Source organism: Chryseobacterium rhizosphaerae (genome assembly GCF_003385455.1).
GTDB lineage: Bacteria > Bacteroidota > Bacteroidia > Flavobacteriales > Weeksellaceae > Chryseobacterium > Chryseobacterium rhizosphaerae.
Genome location: NZ_QNUF01000006.1, coordinates 175,331 through 201,719, shown reverse-complemented (window position 1 = coordinate 201,719; position 26,389 = coordinate 175,331). Strand labels below are relative to the sequence as shown.

Genomic DNA, 26,389 nt, shown 5'->3' with positions numbered 1-26,389 from the left:
GTTTGTTTTTAGTTCACTTTGGTTAATGTATGATGCCCGTTTCGTAATCTTTTTTTAAGATAAATCCCATACCTGCTTTGGTATGAATAAGCTTAATTTCAAAATCTTTATCAATTTTTTTTCTTAGATAATTGATGTATACGTCAATGAAGTTGGTTCCTGTATCGAAATGGGTTTCCCATACTTTTTCCGCAATTTCACCGCGGGAAAGTACCCTTTCAGAGTTTTCCAGCATGAATTTCAAAAGATTAAATTCCTTTGGAGTCAATTTTATGGGAACCTGATCTCTGCTGACTGTTTTTTGTTCCAGATTCATTTCAATGCCTTCATATTTAAGAACAAAAACTTTTTGCTGCCTCTGTTGTGAAAAACGTTTTAGAAGAACTTTAATTCTGGCCACCAGCTCCCGCATTTCAAAAGGCTTGGTTAGGTAGTCATCAGCTCCGGCATCAAACCCTTCCAGCTTATCGTCCGTCGTTCCGAGAGCAGTAAGCATTACCACCGGAAGATTGGGTTTTAAAATCTTTATTTCATTACAGAATTCAAGGCCGTTTTTTTTAGGAAGGACAATATCTGTGATGATCAGATCAAAATCTTTTTGTAATGCCAGTTTAAGCCCCGTTATTCCATCATAGGCTGCCGTTACTTCAAACTCAGCTTCCTGAAGTCCCTTGGTCATCAATTTTGAAAGTCTGTCATCGTCTTCAACGAGTAAAATATGTGGCATAGGAATATAGGGAATGTTTGGGTTGATATGAAGAATAGATCAATACTTCCTACAAATGTAATAAATTCTATTTTGTAATTTTGGCGGCGAAACAATATCAGAATGCTAAGATTTAATATATCTTTTTTTAAAAAAATGAACTTTGCAGGAAGCCTGTTCTTTTTGATTGTACTGCTTGTCAATTGTAGTGCTTCTCCAATATCAAAGCTTAAAAACGGTGACCTACTTTTTGTAACGGCAAAAGAAACCGGACTTTCCGGAGCAATTAACAATGTGACACAAAAGCAGAAAGCTGCTTCTTTTGATCATATTGGTATTTTAGAAAAAAATGGAAACAGGCTGTTTGTATTGCATGCAGCTCCAAAAGGAGGATCACAAAAGCAGGAATTAAAAGAATTTCTTCAGGATCAGAAAGAAGACGGCCAGAAAGTCGTGGTATACCGTTTAAAGCCTGAATATCAGAAATCAATTCCATCAGCTGTTGATCAAGCAAATCAAATGCTGGGTAAACCTTATAATTTCAATTATATCCTGGACGAAAACTCCTATTATTGTTCAGATTTTATTGAAAGGGCATTTAGAGAAAACCATATTTTCAAATTGGAACCCATGACGTTCATAGATCCTAAGACAGGAAAAATAAATGTTTTTTGGGAAGAATTTTATCAAAAGAAAAATCTTAAGGTTCCGGAAGGAGAACCTGGTTGTAACCCCAATGGATTGGCTGGTTCAGATAAGCTGGAAAGAATAAAAGAATTATAAAAAAAAGGTAAAAGAAGCTATAATGGCTTCTTTTTTTTGTTAAAGTTTTAAAAATATTAGTCTACTAATTTGGTAGACTAATATTTTTTTATATTTTTGTCACAGATTTAATGCAGAGTGCAATACAATCTGAAAGTGTTTAACCAAAAATGTTTAGTGATGATTACACCTAATCCTGGCCTGCAGGTTTTGCAAAACAAAATTACCCTGCCTAAAAAAGAATTGATCCTGGAAATAGAGTTAAATGGGAAAATGAAATTCGAACATTTAATGAATACCATTTATAATCAATTGGGCATTTGTCATAGAGTGTTGTCTGCTAATGTGGAATATGTGAACGGATACAGTTTTGGTACAGTACAGTTATATATTAATGTCAATTCAGAAGATTATCAGAACCTAGAGTTCTATCTGAATAAAAATAAACTTTTGAGTACAACGGTAGAGTATCTCTGCCGGAAATATTCTTAAGGGAGATTCATATAGTTTTAATTACTCAAAGTGTCCGGTTTTAATCGGGCACTTTTTTATGTAAAAGCTAAGATTTCCTTTATAATTACTGGAGATCACAAACCGAAGATCTGATGGGGAACAGCCGGCAACAATTACTTTTACCGCAAAATTTTCATCCAGACCCTGAACCCTGTAAACAAAGAAAAGAGCGCTCAGATCACTCTGAACGCTCTATAGTAATAAAAATAATTTTATATTCTTTCGATATCAGCCCCAATAGCTTTTAGTCTTCCATCGATATTTTCATATCCTCTGTCGATTTGCTCGATATTGTGGATAATTGATTTTCCTTCTGCAGAAAGTGCTGCAATTAAAAGTGCATTTCCGGCTCTGATATCCGGAGAAACCATTGTGGTTCCTCTTAACGGAGCTTCCTGGTTCAATCCGATTACGGTAGCTCTGTGTGGATCACATAAAATGATCTGAGCACCCATATCGATTAATTTATCAACAAAGAATAATCTGGATTCAAACATCTTCTGGTGTACCAAAATACTTCCTTTAGCCTGAGTAGCTACTACCAGGATAATAGACAATAAATCCGGAGTAAACCCTGGCCATGGTGCATCTGAAATGGTAAGAATAGAACCGTCGATGAATTTCTGGATCTTATAATGTTCCTGAGCAGGAATATAAATGTCATCACCACTTTGCTCAAGCTGAATTCCCAGTTTTCTGAATGTATTCGGGATAACCCCTAATTGGTTCCAGTTTACATTTTTAATGGTGATTTCAGATTTTGTCATTGCAGCAAGACCTATCCATGATCCGATTTCTACCATATCCGGAAGCATCGTATGCTCAGTTCCTCTCAGATAATCAACCCCTTCAATGGTAAGAAGGTTAGAGCCAATTCCTGAAATATTTGCACCCATTCTGTTCAGCATTTTACACAATTGCTGAAGATAAGGTTCACAAGCAGCATTATAGATTCTTGTTTTCCCTTTTGCCAGTACGGCAGCCATTACGATATTAGCCGTTCCGGTTACGGAAGCTTCTTCCAACAGGATGAATTTTCCTCTAAGTTCAGTAGCTTTTAAAGAATAAAAATATTCTTCTTCATCATAATTAAATTCTGCACCAAGCTCTACCAATCCCTGGAAGTGGGTATCCAATCTTCTTCTCCCGATCTTATCACCCCCCGGAGTAGGCATATACGCTTCTCCATAACGAGCCAGCATCGGCCCCATAAGCATGATAGAACCACGCAGTTTAGCACCATCTTTTTTGAACTCGTTGGATTTTATATAATCGAAATTTACTTTGTCGGCCTTGAACGTATAATCTCCATGTCCGTTTTTAGTGATTTTTACCCCAAAGTCGCCCAGGATTTCAATTAATCTGTTGACATCATGGATATCCGGGATATTTTTAATAGTAACCTCCTCATCAGTTAACAGAACTGCACATAAAATTTGAAGAGCTTCATTTTTAGCTCCTTGTGGAGTTATTTCACCCTGCAATCTTTTTCCTCCTCGTATTTGAAATGTTCCACTCATTATTTTCTGTTTTTATGATTATTGTTATGTCTTCTTTTGTTAGGTTGGTTCTTATTATTGCTGTTGTTATTACTCCTATTATTGTTACTGTTGCTGTTATTATTTCGGTTGTTGTTACTGGTGTAATAGATTTTACTTTTTTCAAGAGAATCAATTCCTGTAAGATCCAACCTGTTTTCAGACAGTTCCTTCAAGTGGCGGAAAATAACATCATCCGTCACATGTTCCTTATTATAGACATTATAAGATTTCTTCATATTGTTGGCAATCACTTCGATAAGGGCTTCTTTTTCATCGCCCGCCTCCAGCTCAATTGCTTTTTCGATCAATTGAAGAATACTTTTTCCGTAAAACTTAAAGTCACCTTGAAGTTTTGGATATTCCATCCTTTTAGGTTTTTCTGCCAATTCTTCCATTGTAGGAAATGGATAAGGAGAATCTACATCCAAATCGTAATTTGCCAGAATAAAAAGATGATCCCAAAGTTTATGTTTATAATTTTCTTCGTCACGAAGTTGTGGGTTTCTCTGACCCATAAAATCGATGATTGCCATAGCCATTTCACTTCTTTCCTCTTTGGAAGCAAGTTCTTTGCAGCGCTCAACCAACTGTTGTATAATTCTGCCGTATTCGGGCATATGAAGCTGAGTTTTTTGGGTATTGTATTCCATAGTATGCAAATATATGGATTAAAAGAAAAATTGTTTCGAGAATATTTAAAATTTATGATTTTTTAATGAAAAGTGGAGTTGACCTTTCCTATAATTTATTATTGAAAATTAAAATATTTCACATGAATAAGAATTTGTATGCAAGGAATTTGTAACTTGGTTAGTAGATTGATAATTAAATATTGCGATGAAAAAAACATATTTTCTTCTTTCTGTATGGGGTTTAGCACTTGTCAGTTCTTGTGAGAACAATGATGATATTGGCAATAAATCTTCACAAGAGCAGGAAGTACACGACAAAATTGTAAATGTCACACATCATGACGGGAGGCCTTTCAGTACGGGAGGAGCATCCGGCTCTTTACAAGGCAAATTTGTAGCCGGTCCCGGTGGGGGAGTTTTGATGCAGGGATTTTATTGGGATGTTCCTGAAGGCGGTAATTGGTGGAATACTGTTAAAGATAAAGTGACAGGATGGTCCAATGCCGGAATTGGAGCAGTATGGCTTCCTCCGGCTTCCAAAGCTCAAAATGGCCCCCTTTCAATGGGATACGATCCTACAGATTATTATGATTTTGGAAATTTTAATCAAAACGGAACTACGGAGACCCGATTTGGATCGAGAACTGAGTTGGAAGCATTGATTACTAAAGCGCACAGCGAAAATATGCAGGTGTTTGCTGATATTGTCATCAATCACAACAGTGGTGGGCAGTCTGAAGCCAATCCTTATACCGGAACGAATACCTGGACCAACTTCTCAGGAGTAGCTTCCGGAAAATTTCAAAGAAGCTATGAAGACTTTTATAAAAATGCTTATGGAAATAATGATGAAGGTTCTTTCGGTGGATTTCCGGACCTGTGCCACGCCAATCCTCATGTACAGGACTGGTTATGGGGAAGGGATGATTCTGTAGCAAAATATTATAAGAATGTGATGAAATTTGATGGCTGGAGATTTGATTATGTAAAAGGGTTCGGACCCTGGGTAGTGAATACCTGGAACGCTAAGGTGGGCGGATTTTCGGTTGGTGAACTATGGGATTCTAATGTCAATACACTGGAGTGGTGGGCAAATAATGCAAACAGTTCCGTATTTGATTTTGCTGCTTACTATAAAATGGATGAAGCTTTTGACAATGGGAATCTGAATGCTTTAAATGATGATATGATGTGGAAGAGGAACCCCTATAAAGCAGTCACTTTTGTTGCCAATCATGACACGGATATTATTAACAATAAAATGCCGGCGTACGCTTATATTTTAACTCATGAAGGCTATCCAACCATTTTTTACAGAGATTATGAAGAATGGCTGAACAAAGAAAGGCTGAATAACTTAATCTGGATTCATAATAATAAAGCTACCGGAACAACTTCGATATTATATACTGATAATGATGAATATATTGCAAGACGTAATGGGTATAATGGAAATCCAGGGCTTGTGGTTTATATCAATACTTCGTCAAGCTGGCAGGAAAGATGGATTGAAACCAATTGGGCCAGTCAGCAAATCAAAGATTTTACAGGAAGCTCAAGCTGGTATCCTACAACTCAGGGAGATAAATGGGTGAAGATCCAATGTGCCCCGAATAGTTATTCAATTTGGTCACTGAATCAATAAGTACTAAAAGCGATTAATTTAAAATTAATCTATTTATCATACTAGTCATTCTTTAGGAACCTTAATAATGTATTTTACTATTAAATCGATTAGGTTTTTATGGAATGACTTTTTGCTGTTTTGGTAGGAAAAAATGCTTTTCTTGAAGAGAGAAAAATGTATTATTGAGACTCTGCCTGATTAGACCTGAATAAATTTTTTCTTCTGATGCTGATCCGGCAAATAACATTTTTGGTTAGCCAGTTTCATTCTGTTTCTGGAAATCATATTGTAAACCTTATCGCTTAGAAATGCAGGCATTAGTTTTCCAACGGCTGAAAGTTTGTAGATCCCGCCCAGCAGGTCAGCAATTTTAAGTACTGCTCTCGATTTAATCAAATAGTATTGTTCCGGTTTCCAAAGATACATGGTATTGAAATCCTTTGTTTCCAATCCTCTTTCAGATAAAAACTGCTGTCCGAAATCAGATTGCAGTGAAGCAAACATAAATCGGTCTTTCTTATCTCTCTCCAAAATCCATTGTACCCAGAAATTACAGACACCACAGTCTCCGTCAAAAAATACAATATATTTGTTTTTCCAGTCTTTCATGATTTCTATTTATTAAACATGATACTTCTTTCGGTATCCTCTTTTACTTTTTTAAAATATTGAGAAAGTGCTGTACGCTGCTCATCTGTCAGTTTTGCGTTCTGATGTCCCAAATAATAAGACTCCAGAGGCATTTCTTTTTTTTCTATCATTTCTAAACATTCTTCAAGCTTATGAAGCTGTCTTTTAGATTCGTACACTGCAAAGGTAGAAAAATTAAGATGTTTTCTGCCTTCATTGACATGATTTTTTACAACCCATGATGCCGGTGAAATATTGGCATACCATGGATATTTGGTTTCATTGGAATGACAGTCATAACAAGACGTACGTATAATTTTGGCAATATGATCCGGAGTGTTTTTAATTTTAAGAAAATCCATACCCGGTGTGGGAGCAGGATTGGTCTTGTCAATAGGAAAAAACTGGATCATAATAAATGCCACAAGAATGACAACTAATACTTTTTTCATAGATGTTCATATTTCTTATTAGGATAAAGGTAGTTAAATTATTTTTTAGGCTAAGTAGAGATTGAAATATTTTGCGGAAAGCCGGAGGAAGGAAATGGCAGCACAAACTTTAGATAAGTCATAGACTTTTACTAATTGATACAAAGATCATTGATTCCCTTTTGATAGGGATAAAACTTCTTGCTTTTAGCTTTCTTATGTATTTATTTTTCAGAAAATATTACGTTGATTTATTCTAAATTGAGTAGGGTATTGATGTTTTTTGTCCACATTAATATGAATTTTCACTAACTTAATACCACAATTATGTCTTTAGTTTGGATGCTGTCGGAAATGCTTCTTTATAGTTTTTAACTATCATTGAAATAATTATTAATAGATTGTATTTATTAAACGAACGTTGTAAGTTTGTCATGTTCTTACAACAGAACTTTACTTAAACTATAGTAATCAATATAAAAAATAAATAAACGACAATGGAAAAAGATTCGAATGACATCAGTAAATGCCCGTTTCATAATGGGACTATGAAAAAGAATGTAGCGGGTGGCGGAACCCAAAACCTGGAATGGTGGCCTGATCAGCTTAGAGTTGATATGCTGCGCCAGCATTCATCACTGTCTAATCCTATGGACAAAGACTTTGATTATGCTGAAGCATTTAAAAACCTTGACCTTGAAGCCGTAAAAAGAGACCTTCATGCATTGATGACAGATTCTCAGGACTGGTGGCCGGCTGATTTCGGACACTATGGTCCTTTGTTTATCCGTATGGCATGGCACAGTGCCGGAACCTACCGTGTGGGAGACGGAAGAGGTGGAGCAGGAGCGGGACAACAACGTTTTGCCCCCCTGAACAGCTGGCCTGATAATGTTAGTTTAGATAAAGCAAGAAGATTGTTATGGCCGATCAAACAAAAATATGGGAGAAATATTTCCTGGGCAGACCTTTTAATCCTTACCGGTAATATAGCGCTGGAGTCTATGGGATTCAAAACATTTGGATTTGCTGGTGGCCGTGAAGATGTTTGGGAACCGGATATGGATGTATACTGGGGTTCGGAAAAAACATGGCTGGGCGGAGATGTACGCTATGCTCACGGTTCAGATGGCGTAGTAGAAGGACATGCAGCAGTTCTTCCTACCGATGATAATGCAGACGGTGATATTCATTCCAGAAATCTTGAAAAACCTCTGGCAGCCGTGCAAATGGGATTGATCTATGTAAATCCTGAAGGTCCGGACGGAAACCCTGATCCTATTGCTGCCGCTAAAGATATCCGTGATACTTTTGGACGTATGGCGATGAATGATGAGGAAACTGTAGCCTTGATTGCCGGAGGACATACCTTTGGAAAAACCCATGGAGCCGGTCCTGCAGATCATGTAGGTAAAGAACCTGAAGGAGCAGGAATAGAATTACAGGGATTAGGATGGGAAAGCAGCTACAAATCCGGAAGCGGAAAAGACGCGATCTCCAGTGGTCTTGAAGTAACCTGGACAGAAACTCCGACTGAATGGAGTAATTATTTCTTTAAAAACCTGTTTGAAAATGAATGGGAACTTACGAAAAGCCCTGCCGGAGCTCACCAATGGGTAGCAAAGGATGGTGCTGAAATTATTCCTGATGCATTTGATTCCACTAAAAAGCATAGACCAACAATGCTTACTACAGACCTTTCATTGAGACTGGATCCTGTTTACGAAAAAATTTCAAGACATTTTTATGAAAACCCTGATGCCTTCGCCGATGCCTTTTCAAGAGCATGGTTTAAACTTACCCACAGGGATATGGGACCTCGTGCCCGTTATTTGGGACCGGATGTTCCTCAGGAAGAACTGATCTGGCAGGATCCTATTCCGGCCGTGAATCATGAGCTGGTCAATGCTGCAGACATTGAAAATATTAAAACTAAAATTTTAGATTCCGGATTGAGTGTTTCCGAGCTGGTATCTACAGCCTGGGCTTCCGCATCTACTTTCAGAGGAAGTGATAAACGTGGTGGTGCCAACGGAGCGAGAATAAGACTGGAGCCTCAGAAACATTGGGAAGTAAATAACCCTTCGCAATTACAGAAAGTATTGGGGATTTTGGAAGGAATTCAAAACGAATTCAATACTCAAAATGGAGGCAAGAAAATTTCACTGGCGGATATCATTGTATTGGCCGGAACAGCAGCTGTAGAAAAAGCTGCGAGAAATGCGGGACATGATGTTAAAGTAACATTTGCTCCCGGTAGAATGGATGCTTCTCAGGAACAAACGGATGTGGAATCTATGGGATACCTGGAGCCTATTGCTGACGGATTCCGTAATTACCTGAAAAGAAAATTCTCAGTTTCTACAGAATCTTTATTCATAGACAAAGCACAGTTATTAACGCTTACCGCTCCTGAACTTACTGTTTTGGTAGGAGGAATGCGTGCTTTAGATACGAATTTTGACGGTTCAAAACATGGGGTATTTACTACCCGTCCCGGAGTACTTACCAATGATTTCTTTGTTAATCTTTTAGATATGGGAACACAATGGAAAGCCATGTCAGAAGATAAAGAACTCTATATAGGAACAGACCGTTCAACAGGTCAGCCAAAATGGACAGCTACCCGTGCTGATCTTGTATTCGGATCCAATTCTGAATTGAGAGCTGTGGCCGAAGTGTATGCAAGTGCTGATGCGCAAGGTAAATTTATCAATGATTTCGTAGCCGCATGGACAAAAGTGATGAATCTGGATCGATTTGATTTGGATTAACGAATTATCTTATCATATTATAAAGACAGCAGTGATGCTGTCTTTTTTGTTTTTAGATACTTTTGAACTCTGTTATTTCATGAAAAAAGATACTATTACTATTAAAAGATAAATAGACCAACAATAAAATCCAATAGTTGCCAATATACCTTCAGTTACTGGTAATGTTTAAAAAATTTCAGCAATAATATTATCATCATGCACCATAATTACTATCAATATTTTTTTAAATAGAAGTCTGAAATATTGTGTTGGATTAAATTTTATAGTTTTAATCTGAGAGCGCTATCAGTATAATCAATGTTTTTGCAATACAAGCTATGGTTTTAAATGATGTTATGTTTATATGTCAACTAGATAGACTACTTTGTAGCTACTTTTGCTACCTGTTCAATCAGAGTAATTTTATGCTTGGGGTAATAATTCACTAAAAAAGTAAAAGAGATATTGAAAAAATAATATTAGTAAATTGCTGCATTTAAATGAATAATTTATAAGTTTTTAAAAATAATAATTCAAAAAAATATTATAAAATACGGTATGGTATAATGTCGTATTTCTGCTTGCGTTGATAGTTACTTTTGGCGGTTGTTCAGTGGTACAAATATTGCTTATTAATTTCAAATATGGATGAATTAAAATCGCGAAAAGTATTTATATCTAAAGGTTATCCCGAAACAATCAATCACATATTAAATTAAAATGAAATTACATTATCGCCCCCTTTTCATCGCTTCTATACTAGCCATTTCTCTTGGTAGTTGCGAAAGAGATAAAGCTGATCCCAGTGATCCCACTGAAACTGAGATACCTGAAATACCTGTATCTGAAGTATACGTGTCAGGTTTTGAGGGAGGAAGAGCAAAATACTGGAAAAATGGAACTGTTACTCATCTGACCAATGGGTCAGGATATGCCACAGGTATCACTGTTGCAGGCAACGATGTATATGTAGCCGGCTGGGAAGATATTTCTGGTGGAAGAAAGCTACAATACTGGAAAAATGGTGTTGGAACACAATTGGCTATTGGCGATACTAATACATTAACGGGCGGCATTGCGGTAAGTGGTAATGATGTTTATGTCACAGGGGCCCAAAATACGAATGGCACTAAAGTAGGTAAATGTTGGAAAAACGGTATAGCTACCAATCTTTCCGACGGTACACCAGGCCACCATACCAATGCAAGCGGAATAGTGGTGGTAGGTAATGACGTGTATATAGCAGGTGGTGAATTTAACGGAAGCCGTATCGTTGCCAAATATTGGAAAAATGGGGTAGCAATACCGCTTACCGATGGTACCAAATCAGCATATGCTTATGCAATTGCAGTTGATGGAAAAGATATTTATGTTGCGGGATATGAAGGAATGACAACTGATGGAGGAAGCACTCCCGTTGCCAAATACTGGAAAAATGGAGTCGCGGTGTCCCTCACCGATGGTACAAAATATAATGTAGCAACAGATATTGCCGTTTTGGGTAAAAATGTGTACGTTTCAGGATATCAAAATAATGGAAGTGCCGGAAATACTGCAAAATACTGGAAAAATGGTACTGCTAAAGACCTTACCAATGGCTCACAAACTTCCGAGGCGAATGCTATTGCTCTTTCGGGTGGTGCTGTATACATTGCTGGTTACGAAGGCCGTTTCGTAACATACTGGAAAAATGGAGTTGCAACCCATCTGTCAAGTGGAATGAGCAGTAGCTCTTCTGGCTTAGCTATCTTTTTGAAGAAATAGAATGGTATAAATTAATCAAAAACATATGTTTCTGTCCTAAAGCGAGTTAATGTATTGATTTCTACATTTTTATTTTGAATAGCCAGGATGTTAATTTCTGGTTACTTCGGATATAAGGTAGAAAGAAAAACACTTTAAAATAATCGATGAAATTTTAGAAACTAGTTTTGAAAAATAAACTTATTGATTAAAAAAACAAAAACCATCCTTAAAAAAGGATGGTTTGTAGACCCACAGGGATTCGAACCCCGACTGACGGTACCAAAAACCGGAGTGCTACCGTTACACTATAGGTCTGTTTCGATGCTGCGAAATTATAGAATTTATTTTAAATATAAAAATGAAATAAGGAGATAATACAAGACTTTCACTTGTCTTATGGGTTTACTGGCTGATATCCAAATAATTATTTTTGCGAAAAATTTTCGAAACAAGGGATGTTTTTAATACTAAATAATAAAATCTTATCTTTGCAAAAAATTGGGCTCTAAAAGTTGGAGTAACCCATTAATAACTTGTCCCGAGCATAGCAAGGGATTATTAAACATTTTTTATGTCGAATATTGTCGCAATCGTTGGGCGTCCCAACGTAGGAAAATCCACGCTTTTTAACCGTTTACTAGAGAGAAGAGAAGCTATTGTAGATTCTACAGCCGGTGTAACCAGAGACCGTCATTACGGAAAATCTGACTGGAATGGAGTAGACTTCACTGTAATTGATACCGGAGGATATGATGTAGGTACAGATGATATCTTTGAAGAGGAAATCCGTAAGCAGGTACAGCTGGCAGTAGATGAAGCAACTTCCATTATCTTTATGATGAACGTGGAAGAAGGGCTTACTGACACAGACTATGAAATTTTCCGTTTACTGAGAAGATCCAATAAACCTATTTATATTGTCATTAATAAAGTAGATTCTTCTAAGGAAGAACTTCCTGCAACAGAATTCTATCAGTTAGGAATTGATAAATATTATACTCTTTCTTCTGCTACAGGTTCAGGAACAGGAGAACTGTTAGATGATATCGTTAAAGATTTCCCTACAACAGAATATAAAGATCCGTTTGAAGGATTGCCTAAAATCACTATTGCAGGTCGTCCTAACGTAGGAAAGTCTACAATGACCAACGCTTTACTGGATGTAGAAAGAAATATTGTAACCGATATTGCCGGAACTACAAGAGATAGTATCCAGACCTTATATAATAAATTCGGACATGAGTTTGTATTGGTAGATACTGCCGGTATGAGAAGAAAATCTAAGGTAAACGAAGATTTGGAATTCTATTCCGTAATGAGATCTATCCGTTCTATAGAATTTTCTGATGTTGTAATCATTATGGTAGACGCTACTCAGGGATGGGAATCTCAGGATATGAATATTTTCGGACTGGCTCAGAAAAACAGAAAGGGGATTGTTATTTTGGTAAACAAATGGGACTTGGTGGAAGACAAGCAAACCAATACAATGCGTGATTTCGAAAAAGCTATTAAAGATAGAATAGGACAGTTCCAGGATATTCCAATTCTATTTGTTTCTGCTTTAACGAAGCAAAGAATCTTAAAAGCGGTAGAAGTAGCAATGGAGGTGTATAATGACCGAAAGAAAAAGATTAAAACTTCAAAACTGAATGAGGTGATGCTTCCTATTTTTGAGCAAACTCCTCCTCCAGCCAATAAAGGAAAATATATTAAAATTAAATACTGTGTTCAGCTTCCTACGCCATCACCACAGTTTGTATTCTTCTGTAATCTTCCACAGTATGTGAAAGAACCATATAAAAGATTTGCTGAGAACCAATTGAGAAAAGAATTCGGGTTTACCGGAGTTCCTATTGAAGTGTATTTCAGACAAAAATAAAATGACTTTTAAATAAAAAACTGGTAAGGAAATATTCTTACCAGATTTTTTATAGATATACGTATTCATTTCGACGCTTCCTGCAGATTCATTTTTTAATTGTAATTTTGTAGAAATTCAATGTCGATTAACTGTAATTTTAAAACTTAAGATATTCATGCTTAGTATTTTATCACAAAATTTTTCTCTTGTAAATGAATGGATTAATGAACTTCGAAACGTGGAAGTTCAGCATGATCGGATGAGATTCCGAAGAAATATGGAAAGAATCGGAGAGATTGCAGCTTTCGAAATCAGCAAAGGGCTGGAGTACCGAGAAGTTGTAATCCAAACTCCTTTAGATACGATAAAAAGCAGAGAAATCGCGGTACAGCCGGTTATTACTACAATTTTACGAGCAGGAGTTCCATTGTTTGAAGGAATTCTGAGCTATTTAGACAGAGCAGACTGTGGTTTTGTAGCAGCGTACAGAAAGCACGATGCCAATGATTATTTCTCAATTAAGCAGGATTATCTGACTTGCCCAAGTATCGAAGGAAGACCCTTGATCGTAGCAGACCCAATGTTGGCAACAGGTGCGTCTTTAATTGAAGCTATTAAAGATCTACTGACTAACGGAAATCCTACTCAGCTTCATATTGTAGCAGCAATTGCATCAAGACAAGGAGTAGAGACTGTGCAGAATGCCTATCCTGACGCTCAGATTTGGGTGGGAGCCATTGATGAAAACTTAACTTCAAAAGGGTATATTACTCCGGGACTTGGTGATGCGGGTGATTTAAGCTACGGAGAAAAACTTCAAAGATAATTTAAGAAAGATTCCAAAAATCTTTTATAATATCCAATAACAAGGTTGGTCGTACTTTATCCATAGGGTGTTTTGTATCCGGAAGTACGGCCAATTTTGCATGGGGAAGGCTTCTGTAAACATGGATACTCTCTTCGATGGTCACCATATTGTCTTTGTCTCCTACCATAATCTGGACTGGGAGGTTAATCCCGGCAAGATTGTCTTTTAACGGTGTCTTTTTCCCTAAATCAACCATTAAATCAGCAACCGCTGGAAGTAGCTCTGTCCATTTCTGACCATGTTGAGCTTCTAAGAGTTGTGCATATTGTGGAACTTTATGAAGAATAACTTCAGGGTTCAGCATTTTACTTTCTTTTACAGCCTGTTCTTCAGTCCAGTCAAATTTCGTCCCCAAAGTGATGATTGAATTGACATTCTTAGGTGTTTTCATAGCATAACAAAGGGCAACATAACCTCCCATGCTGTGTCCGAAAAGATATACATCTGCCAGATTGTTACTGTTGCAATATTCTTCTAATTCCTGAGTATATTTTTCAATACTGATACCTTCTGCAGGAAGCATGGTACTCCCGTGTCCTGAAAATAAAGGAGTATGAATGGTAAAATACTGAGATAACTGCTCCACATAAGGATGGAAAAGATCACTGTGACCTAACGCGCCGTGCAGTAAAATAAGATGAGGCATGATGATATAGTTTTCCGGAAAATTAAGAAAAAGAATTTGAGGACGAAAGAAGTTTGTAAGATTTCAGAAGGTGAGCCTGGAAGTTGTCATCAGTGAACTTCAATTATTAAATATCTACGGCCATGATCAGCACACTTATTTTATTATCACCGGCTTTTAAAATTTCCCATGCAATAGATGAAACGGTGTTTCCTGTTGTAAAAACATCATCAATAAGTAAAATGTGTTTTCCTGTTACCGCTGTATTGAGTGAAAATGTGTTGACAGATTCAAGACGGTGCTTTTTGTCCTTCAGGGCCTGGGCTTTTGAATAATGATTTCTTTTAATCAGGGTATGCTCAAATGGTATTTTATAAAAGCCGGATAGGGTTTCTGTGAAAAGATGCAGCTGATTGTAACCTCTTTCCCGCAGTTTTTTTGGATGTAAAGGAACGCTTACCATCAGGTCAGGTTTTGCATCTTTAAAATCCAGACGCTCTGTAGTCCATTCTGCCAGAATTTTTCCTGTTTTTTCCCTGCTTCTGTATTTGAGCTCATGAATGATTTTTCTGCTTACCCCTTCTTCTTCAAATTGTATCAAAGCATAAGTATGCTCAACGGGGAAGAGTAGCCTGCATTTTTCTTTGATAAGATTATTTCCAAAATAATCATAATGGGTGAAATGAATCTGGTTAAAACATAAGTCGCAGACCAAAAGATCAGGTTCAATAATCCTGTTGCAGTGGATGCATCGGTTAGGGAATAATAAATCAAGCATCATCGGGGTGTTTTTAGCTAAGTTAGGAAATTGTTTTTTCACTAAATAACCATTTTTAAACTATTCATCCTCCTAAACTTCCATATCCTCCAGGTCTCAGTCTCTAAAATTCTTTCCTGATCTTTTCAATAGCATTTTTCATACTGAGATTAAAGTGTTCCTTTTCCAGCCGCACAGGAGGTGCTTGCCTTACTTCACAATCCGGAATACTGCAGGATTCACAGGTCACTCCCACGTTGATGGTTTTTAAAGATGGAGATTTTATAAAACTTATTTTTTTAATAGTCTGAGGGTTCAATAAGATACCGAGGCAGTAGCTTCTGTTGCTTCCGTCAGAAAAAGGATTTTTTTGAGAAGTTGAGATAACCAGATAGCTTATCCCCTGATCTTTATAATGGGAGATTTGAGCATCTGTCAACGTTTCATTTTCCTTTAAATGATGCAGGTTTTTCACTGCAATCCATCTTTTGCAGTAATGTTCATGCATAGCATTGGCATGGGGAGCCTGTTGGTGGTTGAGGTGAAGCTCTTTTAAAATCTGTATTTTATCAGAATCTTTCTTCTTTACCAGACATAAGTAAAACAAGTCCTTGATCCCCATTTCAGCGGAAAGAATATTGGTTAACCTGTAATAGAACGTTTCCGGGGAGTTGGTAAAGCTGTTGATAAGATTCTCAAAATTTGTAGGCTCCCATTTATTTTGCTTAAAAAAATCTGAAGTTTTTTCAATGACAGGGTCTTTAGATATTAATAAAGCTCCGGCGAAATAAGACGCATAAAAATTATTAAGAATTTCTTCAAAACTTCCGAAATCAAGCCATGAATAAGTATTTGGACGAACCCTTAAGTCCAGTACATTGAAGGCTATTTCTTTAGCAAGAATGAATGTTTTCTGATCTTTTTCAAGTTTTTTGTTGAGCAGCAATAATTTTTTTTCAGGCACAAATAAAGACCGGAGATTATCCAGGGTTCCATACTGGTCGAAATCTTCAGATTGAATTTGATAACTGAATTTTTCCATGAGAATATTTTCCAGGGCTTCAGCCTTTAGATTTTTATCAATATACAATTGATTTTCTTGAGTAAATAAGTTGACCTTTTCTTCTATGTCCGGGAAATAATTATCATACAACTCTTGAAAAGACCTCAATACGGCAAAATAAAACCTTTCTTTTCCTAAATTATAGTTTTGGGAAATTTCAATCAGGGCATTGATAAAAGCAGTTACTTTTTTAGGAGCATCACTGATGATACTGATAAGATTATTTTTATTGATCCCAAACAATTCCAGGGGAACCTCTTTGAAAAAATCAGATTGCAGTATTTCATTGAATGGTGCTAAGCTTTTATCCAGTTTTGTGGATACCAGATCATCAAAAGTACAGTTCAAGGCATCAGAAAGCTGGATGATTTTATCGTGTTTAGGATATTTTTTTCCGTTTTCAATTTCGTTGAGGTAAGATTTTGATAATCCGGTTTTTACTGCAAGATCCTGGAGAGACCAATTTTTCTTTTGTCTCTGTTGCTTCAGCTTTAGCCCGAAAACTGTTTTGATAAAGTCACTTTCTGGATTCATTACTCAAATATAAATAATTGGATGCGATTATTCGCATAATAATTTTTAAAATAAATTAGCGAACGTTCGCTGATTGTGAAAATTTTTATTTATGTTTGTAACATCAAATCACAAAATCAACAAGTTATGGAAACGCAGGCTCAATTAAAAATAAAGACTCAGAAGCAGTTTGAAGAAATTTTAACTCCGGATTTGTTGGACTTTCTGACAGCACTTCATCAAAATTTTAATGATAAAAGACTGGAACTTTTAAAAGAAAGGAAAAAAACTCAGCAGGAATTCGACAAAGGTATTCTTCCAAAATTTTTATATGAGACGGAAGAGATCAGAAATGGAAACTGGACTTGTGCATCATTACCGGAGGATTTGCTGGACCGAAGAGTAGAAATTACAGGACCGGTTGACCGGAAAATGATTATCAATGCATTGAATTCCGGAGCTCATACATTTATGGCTGATTTTGAAGACAGCAGCTCGCCAACATGGGAAAACTGCATCGAAGGCCAAATTAATCTTTCCGATGCGGTGAGCAGAAAAATTGATTTTACCAACGAAAATGGAAAGGCGTATAAACTGAATGAGAAAACTGCTGTTTTATTGGTTCGCCCCCGTGGCTTGCACCTGCCAGAAAAGCATATTGAGATCAATGGAGAAGAAGCATCAGGCTCACTGACTGATTTTGGTATTTATTTTTTCAGAAATGTAAAGAATCTTTTGGAAAAAGGAAGTGGTCCTTACTTTTATCTTCCAAAGCTGGAGCATTATAAAGAAGCCCGTTGGTGGAATGATGTTTTTGTATTCGCCCAGAATTATCTGGAAATTCCTCAGGGAACGATTAAAGCAACTGTTCTGATTGAAACAATCACCGCTTCCTTCCAGATTGATGAAATTCTATATGAGTTAAAAGAGCACAGCGCAGGTCTGAACTGTGGAAGATGGGATTATATTTTTTCCTATATCAAGAAACTAAGAAACCTTCCTGAGTTTATTGTTCCGGATAGAGATCAGGTAACAATGACGTCTCCTTTTATGAGTGCCTACTCAAAAAGGGTTATTGAAATATGCCATAAAAGAAATGTTCATGCCATTGGAGGAATGGCTGCTCAGATTCCGGTAAAAGATGATGATGAAGCCAATAGAATTGCTTTTGAAAAAGTAAGAAGCGATAAAGAACGTGAAGTAAAGAACGGACACGATGGAACCTGGGTAGCACACCCTGCATTGGTTACGGTGGCAAAAGAGATTTTTGATCAGTATATGCCTGAAAAGAATCAGATCGATAAAAAATTTGAATACCATATCAAAGAAACAGACCTCCTGGAAATTCCTAAAGGAGAAATAACAGAAAAAGGAGTCAGAAAAAATATCAATGTAGGAATTCTTTACCTTGAAAGCTGGCTAATGGGAACCGGTGCAGCAGCCATATACAATCTGATGGAAGACGCGGCCACCGCAGAAATTTCCAGAACCCAGATCTGGCAGTGGTTGAAAAATGAAGCGGTTTTAAGCGGTGACAGAACATTGACCCGAAGTATGGTCCTGCAATGGGAAACCGAAGAAATGGAGAATATTGAAAACTACGTGGGAGAAAACCGTTTCAAAACCGGAAAATTTAATCTGGCCAAAGAACTTTTCAATGAATTGATTTTCTCAGAAAACTTTGAAGAATTTTTAACCTTAAAAGCATATCCTTTTATTTAGTTTGAGGGTAAGAGCGTGAGAGCGTTGTAGTGATACACCTAAATGAGTGTGACTTATCAACTATCAACTGACAACCATACTCAAGACTCTGGCTCCTATTACCTGACTACTCATCCCTAATCCAAAATTAACAAAATCCAAATATTATGAAATCTAAACAAGAACAAATCCAGGCTATAGAGCAAGATTGGCTAACAAACCCACGTTGGAACGGAGTAAAAAGACCTTATACTGCTGAAGAAGTTTTAAAACTCAGAGGCTCTTATAAGATTGATTATACCATTGCGACAGAAATGTCTAAAAAATTCTGGGATAAATTAAATAACCAGGATTATATTGCCGGTCTAGGGGCCCTTACAGGTAACCAGGCGGTTCAGGAAGTGGATGCCGGGTTGGAAGCTATTTATCTTTCTGGCTGGCAGGTAGCAGCAGATGCTAACTTATCAGGAGAAATGTATCCGGACCAGTCTTTATACCCTGCTAATTCAGTGCCTTCTGTGGTGAAGAAAATAAATAATGCTTTATTAAGAGCAGATCAGGTACAGTCTGTAAGCGGAAACGGAGATAAAGAATATCTTGTTCCTATCATTGCAGATGCAGAAGCCGGTTTTGGAGGAAATCTAAATGCCTTTGAACTGATGAAGCAAATGATCGAAGCAGGAGCTGCAGGAGTTCATTTTGAAGATCAGCTTTCTTCAGCTAAAAAATGCGGACACTTGGGAGGAAAAGTACTGGTTCCTACACAGGAAGCTATTAACAAGTTGATTGCTGCACGTCTTGCTGCAGATGTTTTAGGGGTGCCAAGCCTTATCATTGCGAGAACAGATGCTGATGCAGCTGACTTATTAACATCAGATATTGATGACAGAGATAAAAAATTCGTCACAGGGGAAAGAACCTCTGAAGGGTTTTATGTGGTAAGAAATGGTGTAGAACAGGGTATAGACAGGGGGCTGTCCTATGCACCTTATGCGGATTTAATCTGGATGGAAACTTCAAATCCGGATTTGGAACAGGCAAGAAAATTCGCTGAAGGAATTCACGCAAAATTCCCTGGAAAGATGCTGGCTTACAACTGTTCACCTTCATTCAATTGGGCAGCAAAGCTAAACGTTGAGGAGATGTCTACTTTCCGTGAAGAACTGGCAAAATTGGGCTATAAATTCCAGTTTATCACACTGGCAGGATTCCATGCCCTGAACACAGCAATGTTTGAATTGGCCCTAGCTTACAAAGAAAGAGGAATGGCCGGATATTCAGAACTTCAGGAGCGTGAGTTTGCACTGCAACAAAAAGGATTCAGAGCGGTGAAGCACCAGTCTTTTGTAGGAACAGGCTATTTTGATGAAGTACAGAATGTTGTGACAAACGGTTCTTCAGCTACCGTAGCTATGAAAGATTCTACAGAAACGGCTCAGTTTCATTAGTCATTTTTTCCATATTTTTTGATACTAAACCTTCTCATTTCCGGGAAGGTTTTTTATTCTTAGAAGTCTGAAGATAACTAATAAAAATTTGGATTATATTTGAAGTCGAAAAAAAACAATTTTTTAAACAAAATGAATTTAATTAAAGCCCTTTTTATTACAGCAGTATTAGCGCTTAGCGCAAATACTGTACATGCTCAGCAAAAAATAGGTAGCGTAAATACTGATGAAGTTTTCTCAAGCTTGCCTGAGGTAAAAACGATAAGTGCAACGATTGATAACCTTACTAAAACCAAGCAAGCTGAAGTTGAAAAGTTAATCGGTGACTATCAAGCTAAACTGAAAGTAGCACAAGATAAAGAAAAAACATTGACGGAAGCGAATAAAGAATCAGTGACTAAGGAACTGATGGCAGCGCAGACTGAATTAGATGTTTTAGGAAAAAAAGTAGAAACAGCAAGAACGCAAGCCGGTAAGGAGATTTCAGCAAAACAAAATGAACTGTTGGTTCCATTACAGCAAAAAGTACGTGGAGCTATTTTAGCAGTAGCAAAAGAAAAAAGTCTGAACTTTGTATTTGATACAGCTTCACAGGGTAACAACAATCTTATCTACACAGATGGGAGTGAGGATATTACTGATAGTGTAAAAGCTAAATTAGGCGGGACAGTAACAACTTCTAAGCCTGCTGCAAAATCTAAATAATCTTTCAACAGATTAAATATTCTAAAAACGGAATCGGATTACCATCTGATTCCGTTTTTTTTATATTGTTGGTATAAAGGAGATCGAGGATATTGGGGTAGAGGAAGTAGCTGAAGAATCCCAGAATGCTAAGAGACTTGATAGTATTACTGACTACACCTCTTGTTTTTGGTGCTTTGAATAGCTGAAATTCTGTATCTGATAATTAGAGTTTTAATAAATTAATAAGGTTTTAATCTCGATGGCTATTTGTTTTTAATTAAAAAAATATTTTTATAGTACAATAATCATAAAAAAATATATATTTGATTTATATTATTCATGATTGTATCTGGTTGGTAGCGAGTGCGATATGTTGTTTTTTTAATATGGGAGATCTTTATAAATAAGAAACTGTATTTTAAATAATATCACATATTCTCTGAAAAACAAAAACCATTAAAACATACAATCATGAGCAATGAAAATTTTAACACTCTTGAACTGCTTCGCAATAAGTTCAAGTATCCATTCCCAACATTAAAAAATCCCCACGCTGATCAATTACAGGAGATTACTGAGAATCAGTGGATCGACGGAGAATATCTATGGCTTTATGAAAAGAATTCTGATCTGCGCAAAAAGTACAAAAAAACCAAGACAGCCCATATTGCTGCCCAGTGGTTCCCTACAGCGTCAGCTGAACGATTTCAACCCATTTGCAGGTTAATGCTTTGGACGTTGTATAATGATGATCTTTATGAAGAAAGTGAACCCGAGGATATTGAATATGTACGTACTCAATCTATTGCAATACTGAATGGTAAACTAAGCGCTGCAGAATCAGCCATACCTTTAGGAGCTATGCTGTCTTCATTGAGAAAAGAGCTGCTGCAATTCATTCCGGAAGAGTCAATTTTGCGCTTCAGTCAAATGATCAATAGGTATTTTGTCGGCTTGGAAAGAGAGCTGAAGTATAAGAAAAGTAAGATGTTCCCAACGGTAACGGAGTGTATTGCTTTGAGGGAGGACTCCATCTGCTTATATCCTTTCTTACAACTCACAGAAGTAGAAACGGGTATTGTTCTGCCTCCGGAAATACATGAACATCCGGTAATTCGCCGCCTCCAAGCTTTGGCCTGTCATCTGGTCACTTTTTTCAATGAAGTACAATCCGTTGTAAAAGATGAAGCTACAGATAGCATTTATTATAACATTGTGAAAGTAATCCAAAATGAACAACAAGTCTCACTAGAAATGGCCTGTCTGGAAGATCTGCGGTTACATAATGAAGACCTGAAAGAATTTATAGCCCTGCAAGCCTCTCTTCCTGATTTTGGTATCTGGCAGGAAGCTGTTGTTAATTGGGTGCATTATATGAGTATGGTCCTCAGTGGTTGGAAAAATATTTCTACTAAACTTGACCGTTATAACAGAACTGAATTTCCAAGTGCATTAGAACTGAAGGAAAGATTGGGCAAAGAACAAATTCAATAAAGAAGGATGTTCGTGTATCAATTCAATATTTTTTAATATTAATATAAAAAAATCATGCAACGAAAATTAAATATGCCACGTCTTAAATATCCATGGCCTCATATTGCTCCAGCTCATCCCTATTATTTTACTGAAGAAGAACGACAGTGGCTGGTTGAAGATTATAAACCCTTTATGAGCGAAGCCTCAGAAAAAATAAAAGGACATAATTTGGCTAATGGAGCATCCTGGATGTCACCCACAACTACCAATATTGACCATCTCCGACCGATAGCGCGTTTCTTTATATGGCTTACTTTATATGATGATTACTATGAACGTTGGCCGGTAGATAAAGTGGCCATAGAGAGGGACCGTATTATAGGAGTAATGTTGGGGGATACTCCTAAATCAACTGACATTGGTCTGTACTGGCAGATTGCAAAATGCAGAGATGAATTCCTTACTTATATGCCTTCTGAATGGATGGAGCGACTGGCCAAAAACTTGTATCGTTATACAACTTATGGCATCATGGAGGAAGCTCCTTACCGTCTCGAAGGCCGTTATCCAAGTTTATTGCGACTACAATTTATGAGGGAGTATACTATTGCAATGTATGTCTATGGAGATATGATTGAAGCCGGCACCAACTTTATGTTGCCAAAGATTATTATAGAACATCCTGTTATCATGCGCCTTAGAACATTGTTGTGTAGGATTATGTCTATCCAGAATGATTGGTATACATTAGAAAAAGAAATGGCTGACGGCCAGTTTGAAGTGTGTAACCATATTCTGGTACTAATGCATCAGAATAAACTATCTCTTGAAGAGGCTATGCAGGAAACTGAACGTATTCATGATTCCTATGTGGAAGAAATGGATGCTATACAAAAGGACTTACCTGATTTTGGTATTTATCAGAAGGAAACAGAGAACTATGTATACCATATATTGCTGAATATAACCGGGCTGGATGACTGGTATAATGGGGATACTGTTCGGTATATACCTTCTGAATTTCCAATCCATACTTATCCTGATATAGAATCCTGATATGACGAGGTGTATTGAATCGGTTGAAACTTTAGACAAGTTATGTGTTTTAGAACACGAGAAAAGTTTTGAAATATAATGCAAGGACTCAAAAATAGTATTTAACAATAAAACAGTCACAATGGAACAATATAATTATAAAAGTGCAGACTATTTGCCACTGGGATATTATCCTTGGCCAGATCTGATTAATCCTCATGTGGATCAAATGGGAAGGGATATGGATTTCTGGATTGACAATGATTATACTTTTTTGACAGAGAAGCAAAGGGAGAAATACAAAAGGATGAAACTGCAGTACCGCACTGCCAGAATGCTTCCACAGGCGAGCTATGAACAAGTATTGCCTTGTAATAAATTTATGCTCTTCTATATTGTATTGGATGACCAGTTAGAACATGCCTCTCTTGAGGAAATTGAGTGTCAGCGGGATCGTTTTACAGCTATATTAAAAGGAGATAATCCAGGACCTGACGAAAATGGCTTGTACCGTCATGTGGCACTTCTGAGAGACGAATACCTTGCCTTTATGCCTGCGGAGTGGATGGAACGATTTATAGAAGACTTTTATCGTGCTACCCGATATGGAATAGAGGTGGAAACTCCTTATAAAGCTGCTGCCCGCCCACCTTCGCTTGCACTTTTTAAAGCCATCCGGGAATATTCTGTATTGATGTATCCTTATCTGTGTTGGACAGAAATTTTACCGGGTTTTGTTATTCCAAAACATATTTCCGAACACTCTGTTTTTCAAAGGATAAAAGCATTGATGGTTCGGGTAGTCGCCTGGCAAAATGATTTTCACTCTCTCCCAAAAGAATTAGCAAAAAAAACTGAAGTATTTAACCTGATTATAGTATTACAGGAAGAGTATACTATTTCTTTAGAAGAAGCATGCATTAAAGCATTACGGATTCACAATGAAGACCTGGCAGAACTTCTTGAGCTGTATAATGAATATAGAGAATTTGGTGTTTATCAGGAATATGTTGATAAATACGTCTACAACTTTGGACTTATGATACAAGGGATTAATACTTTTTATCTTCAGGATACGGTGCGTTATTTGCCTGGTGGAGTCGGTTTTGTCTGGCCTGAAAAGCAATTTAGTGAGGATGCCAGCCTATGATACCAGCAAAAGATAAAAATATAAATAGGATAAAGAGGCTGTCCCAAAAGGTAAAATACAGCTCTGAGGATCTCCTAAATGACAGAATTTGTCAGAAACGAGTCCGAGAGAGGGGTATTTTTGAGACAGCCTCTTTCTATTGATATACTTTTTCGAGTTGTACGAATTGAAACTATACAGGGGGTGTCATTCCGTAGGAATCTAAACCCCCGTTTTATTTTTTTCAGGCTGGATTCCTACGGAATGACAAAGACTCTGCAAAGGCAAACCCTTAAGAGTGATTATCCGATGAGTGACCATACATATTGGTCATAAAAAAATGCCCTATTGAGACAGCCTCTTGTTTTCCTTTAGCATTTTATCCTTAGCAGTTTGTGTAAAATTTTATTGGGCGCAAAAAATAGGAGAATTCATGGGATTTAAAAGCCAGTGCGATTTGAAGAATTTGAGAAAAAATAAAAAAAATATCAGCAAAATTCGAGCTTAAAAATTTCTATATTTGATTATCAATAAGCTGTAGATAATGGATTTAGTATATCAAAAACAGATAAAAGTAACGGAAGAACATATTGATCAGAATCAGCATGTCAATAACGTCCAGTATGTACATTGGGTGGAAGAAATAGCTGCCGAACACTGGGATTTTTTAAAACATAAAACAGAATATGAAAATGATGCCTAGATGCTTCTGGATCACCATATTCAATATAAAAAACAGGCCTATCTGAATGATCATATTACCATAAAAACCTATCCTCTGCCTCCTGAAGGAGCTAAACAACCGAGAAAAGTTGAATTTTACTGTAATGACAAGCTTTTGGTGGATTCAAGTACACTTTGGGTTTTATTTGATCCTGAAACAAAAAAGATTAAACGGTTGGAGACTAACTGGCTGGAGAAATTTTAAATAATAACATACAGTAGCAGATAAAGCTAAAAACAATATATAATCATTCTGAAAAACCGATGCATATGGCAACAAATATATCAACAATAGTGATCAATGCGTCCAAACAAAAAGTTTGGGATACTTTGACAATACCTGAGTTGGTAAAACAATGGCAATACGGAAGCAATCTACTCACAGATTGGATCATAGGAAGTGCTATTGAGTTTATAGCAGAGTGGGAAGGGAATGTATTTAAACAATGGGGAACCGTTTTGACCTTTATTCCAACGGACAGTTTAAGTTATAACCTGTTTGCCCCCAGACCGGACCTTGAGGATAAACCTGAGAATTATTTTGTGATGAAATATATTTTGACTGATCTTGGCGGAAAAACGAAACTTGAAATCATACAGGAAGATAACAGACCTAACGCAATACAGGAAGAGCCACAAGGTGGAGAGAATCCGGTTCTTCAGGGATTGAAAAATATTGCGGAAACAACTTGAGATGAAACGTAAATTAAGAAAAATACTTATCCACAATATGGAGTATCTATATTCTGTCACAGATAAGTATCATGCAGGTACGGAAACCAATACCTTAACGGTGAAAATATTTTTAAGCGGACAGAAGCAGACACCCTTACTCATTGAATTTCTTACTTCTGATGATTATTTCATGGGGCAGCCCTTAAATTCTGGAATCAATTTGATGAATACAGTAAGAGATTCCATAGAAAACATCAATATACATGAGCCTAAATATATTCAACAACTTATTGTAAAGGGAAGGGAAAAGGGTTGGAGTGGAAAGAATAAGATGGAAAAACAAAATGGGTTGGATTATTTATTCGAGCTGGGATATGAAATTGATTCATTGAAACCTAAATAAAATATGCTTGAACACTTATTACAATAAAAGTTAAAAATCTTTGTAACATAATAAAACCTGTGGTTGTCTTATCAACGA

General features: G+C 36.9%; 25 protein-coding genes and 1 tRNA gene. 17 read left to right on the top strand and 9 right to left on the bottom strand.

The genetic code is table 11. The features are described 5' to 3' along the window. Positions 1-22 precede the first annotated feature (22 nt). Positions 23-727 (bottom strand): response regulator transcription factor, encoded by a 705-nt coding sequence (locus DRF57_RS07690; RefSeq protein ID WP_115917733.1) that lies wholly within the window; start codon positions 725-727, stop codon positions 23-25. Positions 728-862: 135 nt separating this feature from the next. On the opposite strand from DRF57_RS07690, the gene DRF57_RS07685 reads away from it, so the two are divergent. Both DRF57_RS07685 and DRF57_RS07680 read left to right on the top strand, forming a co-directional pair. Continuing rightward, positions 863-1,489, top strand: a complete 627-nt coding sequence (locus tag DRF57_RS07685; protein ID WP_167449351.1) for a YiiX/YebB-like N1pC/P60 family cysteine hydrolase — start codon at positions 863-865, stop codon at positions 1,487-1,489. A 159-nt stretch (positions 1,490-1,648) separates the two neighbouring features. Continuing rightward, positions 1,649-1,960, top strand: a complete 312-nt coding sequence (locus tag DRF57_RS07680) for an NIL domain-containing protein (protein ID WP_047490408.1) — start codon at positions 1,649-1,651, stop codon at positions 1,958-1,960. A 233-nt stretch (positions 1,961-2,193) separates the two neighbouring features. On the opposite strand, the gene murA is transcribed toward DRF57_RS07680, so the two are convergent. Both murA and DRF57_RS07670 read right to left on the bottom strand, forming a co-directional pair. Further along, entirely contained in the window at positions 2,194-3,501 is a 1,308-nt protein-coding gene (murA, locus tag DRF57_RS07675) for a UDP-N-acetylglucosamine 1-carboxyvinyltransferase (RefSeq protein WP_047490414.1), read from the bottom strand. Beyond that, positions 3,501-4,172, bottom strand: coding sequence for a DUF4290 domain-containing protein (locus DRF57_RS07670; RefSeq protein ID WP_047490416.1), 672 nt, complete (start codon positions 4,170-4,172; stop codon positions 3,501-3,503). Before DRF57_RS07670 ends, murA begins: the two co-directional genes overlap by 1 nt. 187 nt (positions 4,173-4,359) lie before the next feature. Between DRF57_RS07670 and DRF57_RS07665 the strand changes: the two genes are divergently transcribed. Continuing rightward, positions 4,360-5,799: an alpha-amylase gene (locus DRF57_RS07665; protein ID WP_047490419.1), complete on the top strand. Its 1,440-nt coding sequence runs from the start codon at positions 4,360-4,362 to the stop codon at positions 5,797-5,799. 180 nt (positions 5,800-5,979) lie between these two features. Here DRF57_RS07665 and DRF57_RS07660 read toward each other — a convergent pair whose 3' ends face one another. Continuing rightward, complete coding sequence (locus DRF57_RS07660; protein WP_047490421.1) at positions 5,980-6,390, bottom strand: thiol-disulfide oxidoreductase DCC family protein; 411 nt, start codon at positions 6,388-6,390, stop codon at positions 5,980-5,982. A gap of 5 nt (positions 6,391-6,395) precedes the next feature. After that, positions 6,396-6,863 carry a heme-binding domain-containing protein gene (locus DRF57_RS07655; RefSeq protein ID WP_047490423.1) on the bottom strand — a complete coding sequence of 156 codons (468 nt, stop codon included), beginning with the start codon at positions 6,861-6,863 and terminating at the stop codon, positions 6,396-6,398. 476 nt (positions 6,864-7,339) lie between these two features. Between DRF57_RS07655 and katG the strand changes: the two genes are divergently transcribed. After that, on the top strand, positions 7,340-9,616 hold the full coding sequence (katG, locus tag DRF57_RS07650; RefSeq protein WP_047490426.1) for a catalase/peroxidase HPI: 2,277 nt from the start codon (positions 7,340-7,342) through the stop codon (positions 9,614-9,616). A gap of 702 nt (positions 9,617-10,318) precedes the next feature. Further along, positions 10,319-11,362, top strand: coding sequence for a hypothetical protein (locus DRF57_RS07645; RefSeq protein WP_047490428.1), 1,044 nt, complete (start codon positions 10,319-10,321; stop codon positions 11,360-11,362). A 226-nt stretch (positions 11,363-11,588) separates the two neighbouring features. Here the strand turns inward: DRF57_RS07645 and DRF57_RS07640 are convergent. After that, positions 11,589-11,659 (bottom strand) — tRNA-Gln (locus DRF57_RS07640). A gap of 256 nt (positions 11,660-11,915) precedes the next feature. Between DRF57_RS07640 and der the strand changes: the two genes are divergently transcribed. Beyond that, complete coding sequence (der, locus tag DRF57_RS07635; protein ID WP_047487968.1) at positions 11,916-13,226, top strand: ribosome biogenesis GTPase Der; 1,311 nt, start codon at positions 11,916-11,918, stop codon at positions 13,224-13,226. Between the two features lie 157 nt (positions 13,227-13,383). Beyond that, the gene (gene upp, locus DRF57_RS07630) at positions 13,384-14,034 is read left to right on the top strand and encodes a uracil phosphoribosyltransferase (protein ID WP_047487971.1); all 651 of its coding nucleotides are present in this window, start codon (positions 13,384-13,386) and stop codon (positions 14,032-14,034) included. A gap of 1 nt (position 14,035) precedes the next feature. Here the strand turns inward: upp and DRF57_RS07625 are convergent, their stop codons facing one another. From DRF57_RS07625 to DRF57_RS07615, 3 genes are all read right to left on the bottom strand, one after another. Beyond that, entirely contained in the window at positions 14,036-14,722 is a 687-nt protein-coding gene (locus DRF57_RS07625; RefSeq protein WP_115917729.1) for an alpha/beta fold hydrolase, read from the bottom strand. A gap of 106 nt (positions 14,723-14,828) precedes the next feature. Further along, positions 14,829-15,482: a ComF family protein gene (locus tag DRF57_RS07620; RefSeq protein ID WP_047487977.1), complete on the bottom strand. Its 654-nt coding sequence runs from the start codon at positions 15,480-15,482 to the stop codon at positions 14,829-14,831. 100 nt (positions 15,483-15,582) lie between these two features. Further along, positions 15,583-17,055: a helix-turn-helix domain-containing protein gene (locus tag DRF57_RS07615; RefSeq protein WP_047487979.1), complete on the bottom strand. Its 1,473-nt coding sequence runs from the start codon at positions 17,053-17,055 to the stop codon at positions 15,583-15,585. Positions 17,056-17,181: 126 nt separating this feature from the next. Here DRF57_RS07615 and aceB point away from each other — a divergent pair, with 126 nt between their 5' ends. The 10 genes from aceB (at position 17,182) to DRF57_RS07570 (ending at position 26,311) form a co-directional block, all read left to right on the top strand. Next, positions 17,182-18,756: a malate synthase A gene (gene aceB, locus DRF57_RS07610; RefSeq protein WP_047487981.1), complete on the top strand. Its 1,575-nt coding sequence runs from the start codon at positions 17,182-17,184 to the stop codon at positions 18,754-18,756. Between the two features lie 146 nt (positions 18,757-18,902). After that, positions 18,903-20,183 (top strand): isocitrate lyase, encoded by a 1,281-nt coding sequence (aceA, locus tag DRF57_RS07605; protein ID WP_047487984.1) that lies wholly within the window; start codon positions 18,903-18,905, stop codon positions 20,181-20,183. 132 nt (positions 20,184-20,315) lie between these two features. After that, positions 20,316-20,888, top strand: a complete 573-nt coding sequence (locus DRF57_RS07600; RefSeq protein ID WP_115917727.1) for an OmpH family outer membrane protein — start codon at positions 20,316-20,318, stop codon at positions 20,886-20,888. A gap of 453 nt (positions 20,889-21,341) precedes the next feature. Next, positions 21,342-22,364, top strand: coding sequence for a terpene synthase family protein (locus tag DRF57_RS07595; protein WP_115917725.1), 1,023 nt, complete (start codon positions 21,342-21,344; stop codon positions 22,362-22,364). Between the two features lie 54 nt (positions 22,365-22,418). Then, a complete protein-coding gene (locus DRF57_RS07590) occupies positions 22,419-23,402 on the top strand; it encodes a terpene synthase family protein (RefSeq protein ID WP_047487993.1) in 984 nt (327 codons plus the stop codon). A gap of 121 nt (positions 23,403-23,523) precedes the next feature. Then, positions 23,524-24,531, top strand: coding sequence for a terpene synthase family protein (locus tag DRF57_RS07585; protein WP_047487995.1), 1,008 nt, complete (start codon positions 23,524-23,526; stop codon positions 24,529-24,531). A gap of 523 nt (positions 24,532-25,054) precedes the next feature. Next, a complete protein-coding gene (locus DRF57_RS24095) occupies positions 25,055-25,213 on the top strand; it encodes an acyl-CoA thioesterase family protein (RefSeq protein ID WP_241508016.1) in 159 nt (52 codons plus the stop codon). Beyond that, a complete protein-coding gene (locus DRF57_RS24090) occupies positions 25,214-25,438 on the top strand; it encodes an acyl-CoA thioesterase (protein ID WP_241508015.1) in 225 nt (74 codons plus the stop codon). 65 nt (positions 25,439-25,503) lie between these two features. Next, positions 25,504-25,926, top strand: coding sequence for an SRPBCC domain-containing protein (locus DRF57_RS07575; protein WP_115917723.1), 423 nt, complete (start codon positions 25,504-25,506; stop codon positions 25,924-25,926). Position 25,927: 1 nt separating this feature from the next. Continuing rightward, on the top strand, positions 25,928-26,311 hold the full coding sequence (locus DRF57_RS07570) for a hypothetical protein (protein ID WP_115917721.1): 384 nt from the start codon (positions 25,928-25,930) through the stop codon (positions 26,309-26,311). The last annotated feature ends 78 nt before the right edge of the window (positions 26,312-26,389 follow it).

Bases quoted from the DNA above. Each gene is read 5' to 3' on its own strand.
- murA (WP_047490414.1), bottom strand. From the start codon at position 3,501: ATGAGTGGAACATTTCAAATACGAGGAGGAAAAAGATTGCAGGGTGAA.
- DRF57_RS07680 (WP_047490408.1), top strand. From the start codon at position 1,649: ATGATTACACCTAATCCTGGCCTGCAGGTTTTGCAAAACAAAATTACC.
- DRF57_RS07590 (WP_047487993.1), top strand. From the start codon at position 22,419: ATGCAACGAAAATTAAATATGCCACGTCTTAAATATCCATGGCCTCAT.
- DRF57_RS07600 (WP_115917727.1), top strand. From the start codon at position 20,316: ATGAATTTAATTAAAGCCCTTTTTATTACAGCAGTATTAGCGCTTAGC.
- aceB (WP_047487981.1), top strand. From the start codon at position 17,182: ATGGAAACGCAGGCTCAATTAAAAATAAAGACTCAGAAGCAGTTTGAA.
- DRF57_RS07660 (WP_047490421.1), bottom strand. From the start codon at position 6,390: ATGAAAGACTGGAAAAACAAATATATTGTATTTTTTGACGGAGACTGT.
- DRF57_RS07690 (WP_115917733.1), bottom strand. From the start codon at position 727: ATGCCACATATTTTACTCGTTGAAGACGATGACAGACTTTCAAAATTG.
- DRF57_RS07670 (WP_047490416.1), bottom strand. From the start codon at position 4,172: ATGGAATACAATACCCAAAAAACTCAGCTTCATATGCCCGAATACGGC.
- upp (WP_047487971.1), top strand. From the start codon at position 13,384: ATGCTTAGTATTTTATCACAAAATTTTTCTCTTGTAAATGAATGGATT.
- DRF57_RS07685 (WP_167449351.1), top strand. From the start codon at position 863: ATGAACTTTGCAGGAAGCCTGTTCTTTTTGATTGTACTGCTTGTCAAT.
- DRF57_RS07625 (WP_115917729.1), bottom strand. From the start codon at position 14,722: ATGCCTCATCTTATTTTACTGCACGGCGCGTTAGGTCACAGTGATCTT.
- DRF57_RS07595 (WP_115917725.1), top strand. From the start codon at position 21,342: ATGAGCAATGAAAATTTTAACACTCTTGAACTGCTTCGCAATAAGTTC.
- katG (WP_047490426.1), top strand. From the start codon at position 7,340: ATGGAAAAAGATTCGAATGACATCAGTAAATGCCCGTTTCATAATGGG.
- aceA (WP_047487984.1), top strand. From the start codon at position 18,903: ATGAAATCTAAACAAGAACAAATCCAGGCTATAGAGCAAGATTGGCTA.
- DRF57_RS24095 (WP_241508016.1), top strand. From the start codon at position 25,055: ATGGATTTAGTATATCAAAAACAGATAAAAGTAACGGAAGAACATATT.
- DRF57_RS07645 (WP_047490428.1), top strand. From the start codon at position 10,319: ATGAAATTACATTATCGCCCCCTTTTCATCGCTTCTATACTAGCCATT.
- DRF57_RS07620 (WP_047487977.1), bottom strand. From the start codon at position 15,482: ATGATGCTTGATTTATTATTCCCTAACCGATGCATCCACTGCAACAGG.
- DRF57_RS07585 (WP_047487995.1), top strand. From the start codon at position 23,524: ATGGAACAATATAATTATAAAAGTGCAGACTATTTGCCACTGGGATAT.
- DRF57_RS07570 (WP_115917721.1), top strand. From the start codon at position 25,928: ATGAAACGTAAATTAAGAAAAATACTTATCCACAATATGGAGTATCTA.
- DRF57_RS07615 (WP_047487979.1), bottom strand. From the start codon at position 17,055: ATGAATCCAGAAAGTGACTTTATCAAAACAGTTTTCGGGCTAAAGCTG.
- DRF57_RS07655 (WP_047490423.1), bottom strand. From the start codon at position 6,863: ATGAAAAAAGTATTAGTTGTCATTCTTGTGGCATTTATTATGATCCAG.
- DRF57_RS07575 (WP_115917723.1), top strand. From the start codon at position 25,504: ATGGCAACAAATATATCAACAATAGTGATCAATGCGTCCAAACAAAAA.
- der (WP_047487968.1), top strand. From the start codon at position 11,916: ATGTCGAATATTGTCGCAATCGTTGGGCGTCCCAACGTAGGAAAATCC.
- DRF57_RS07665 (WP_047490419.1), top strand. From the start codon at position 4,360: ATGAAAAAAACATATTTTCTTCTTTCTGTATGGGGTTTAGCACTTGTC.
- DRF57_RS24090 (WP_241508015.1), top strand. From the start codon at position 25,214: ATGCTTCTGGATCACCATATTCAATATAAAAAACAGGCCTATCTGAAT.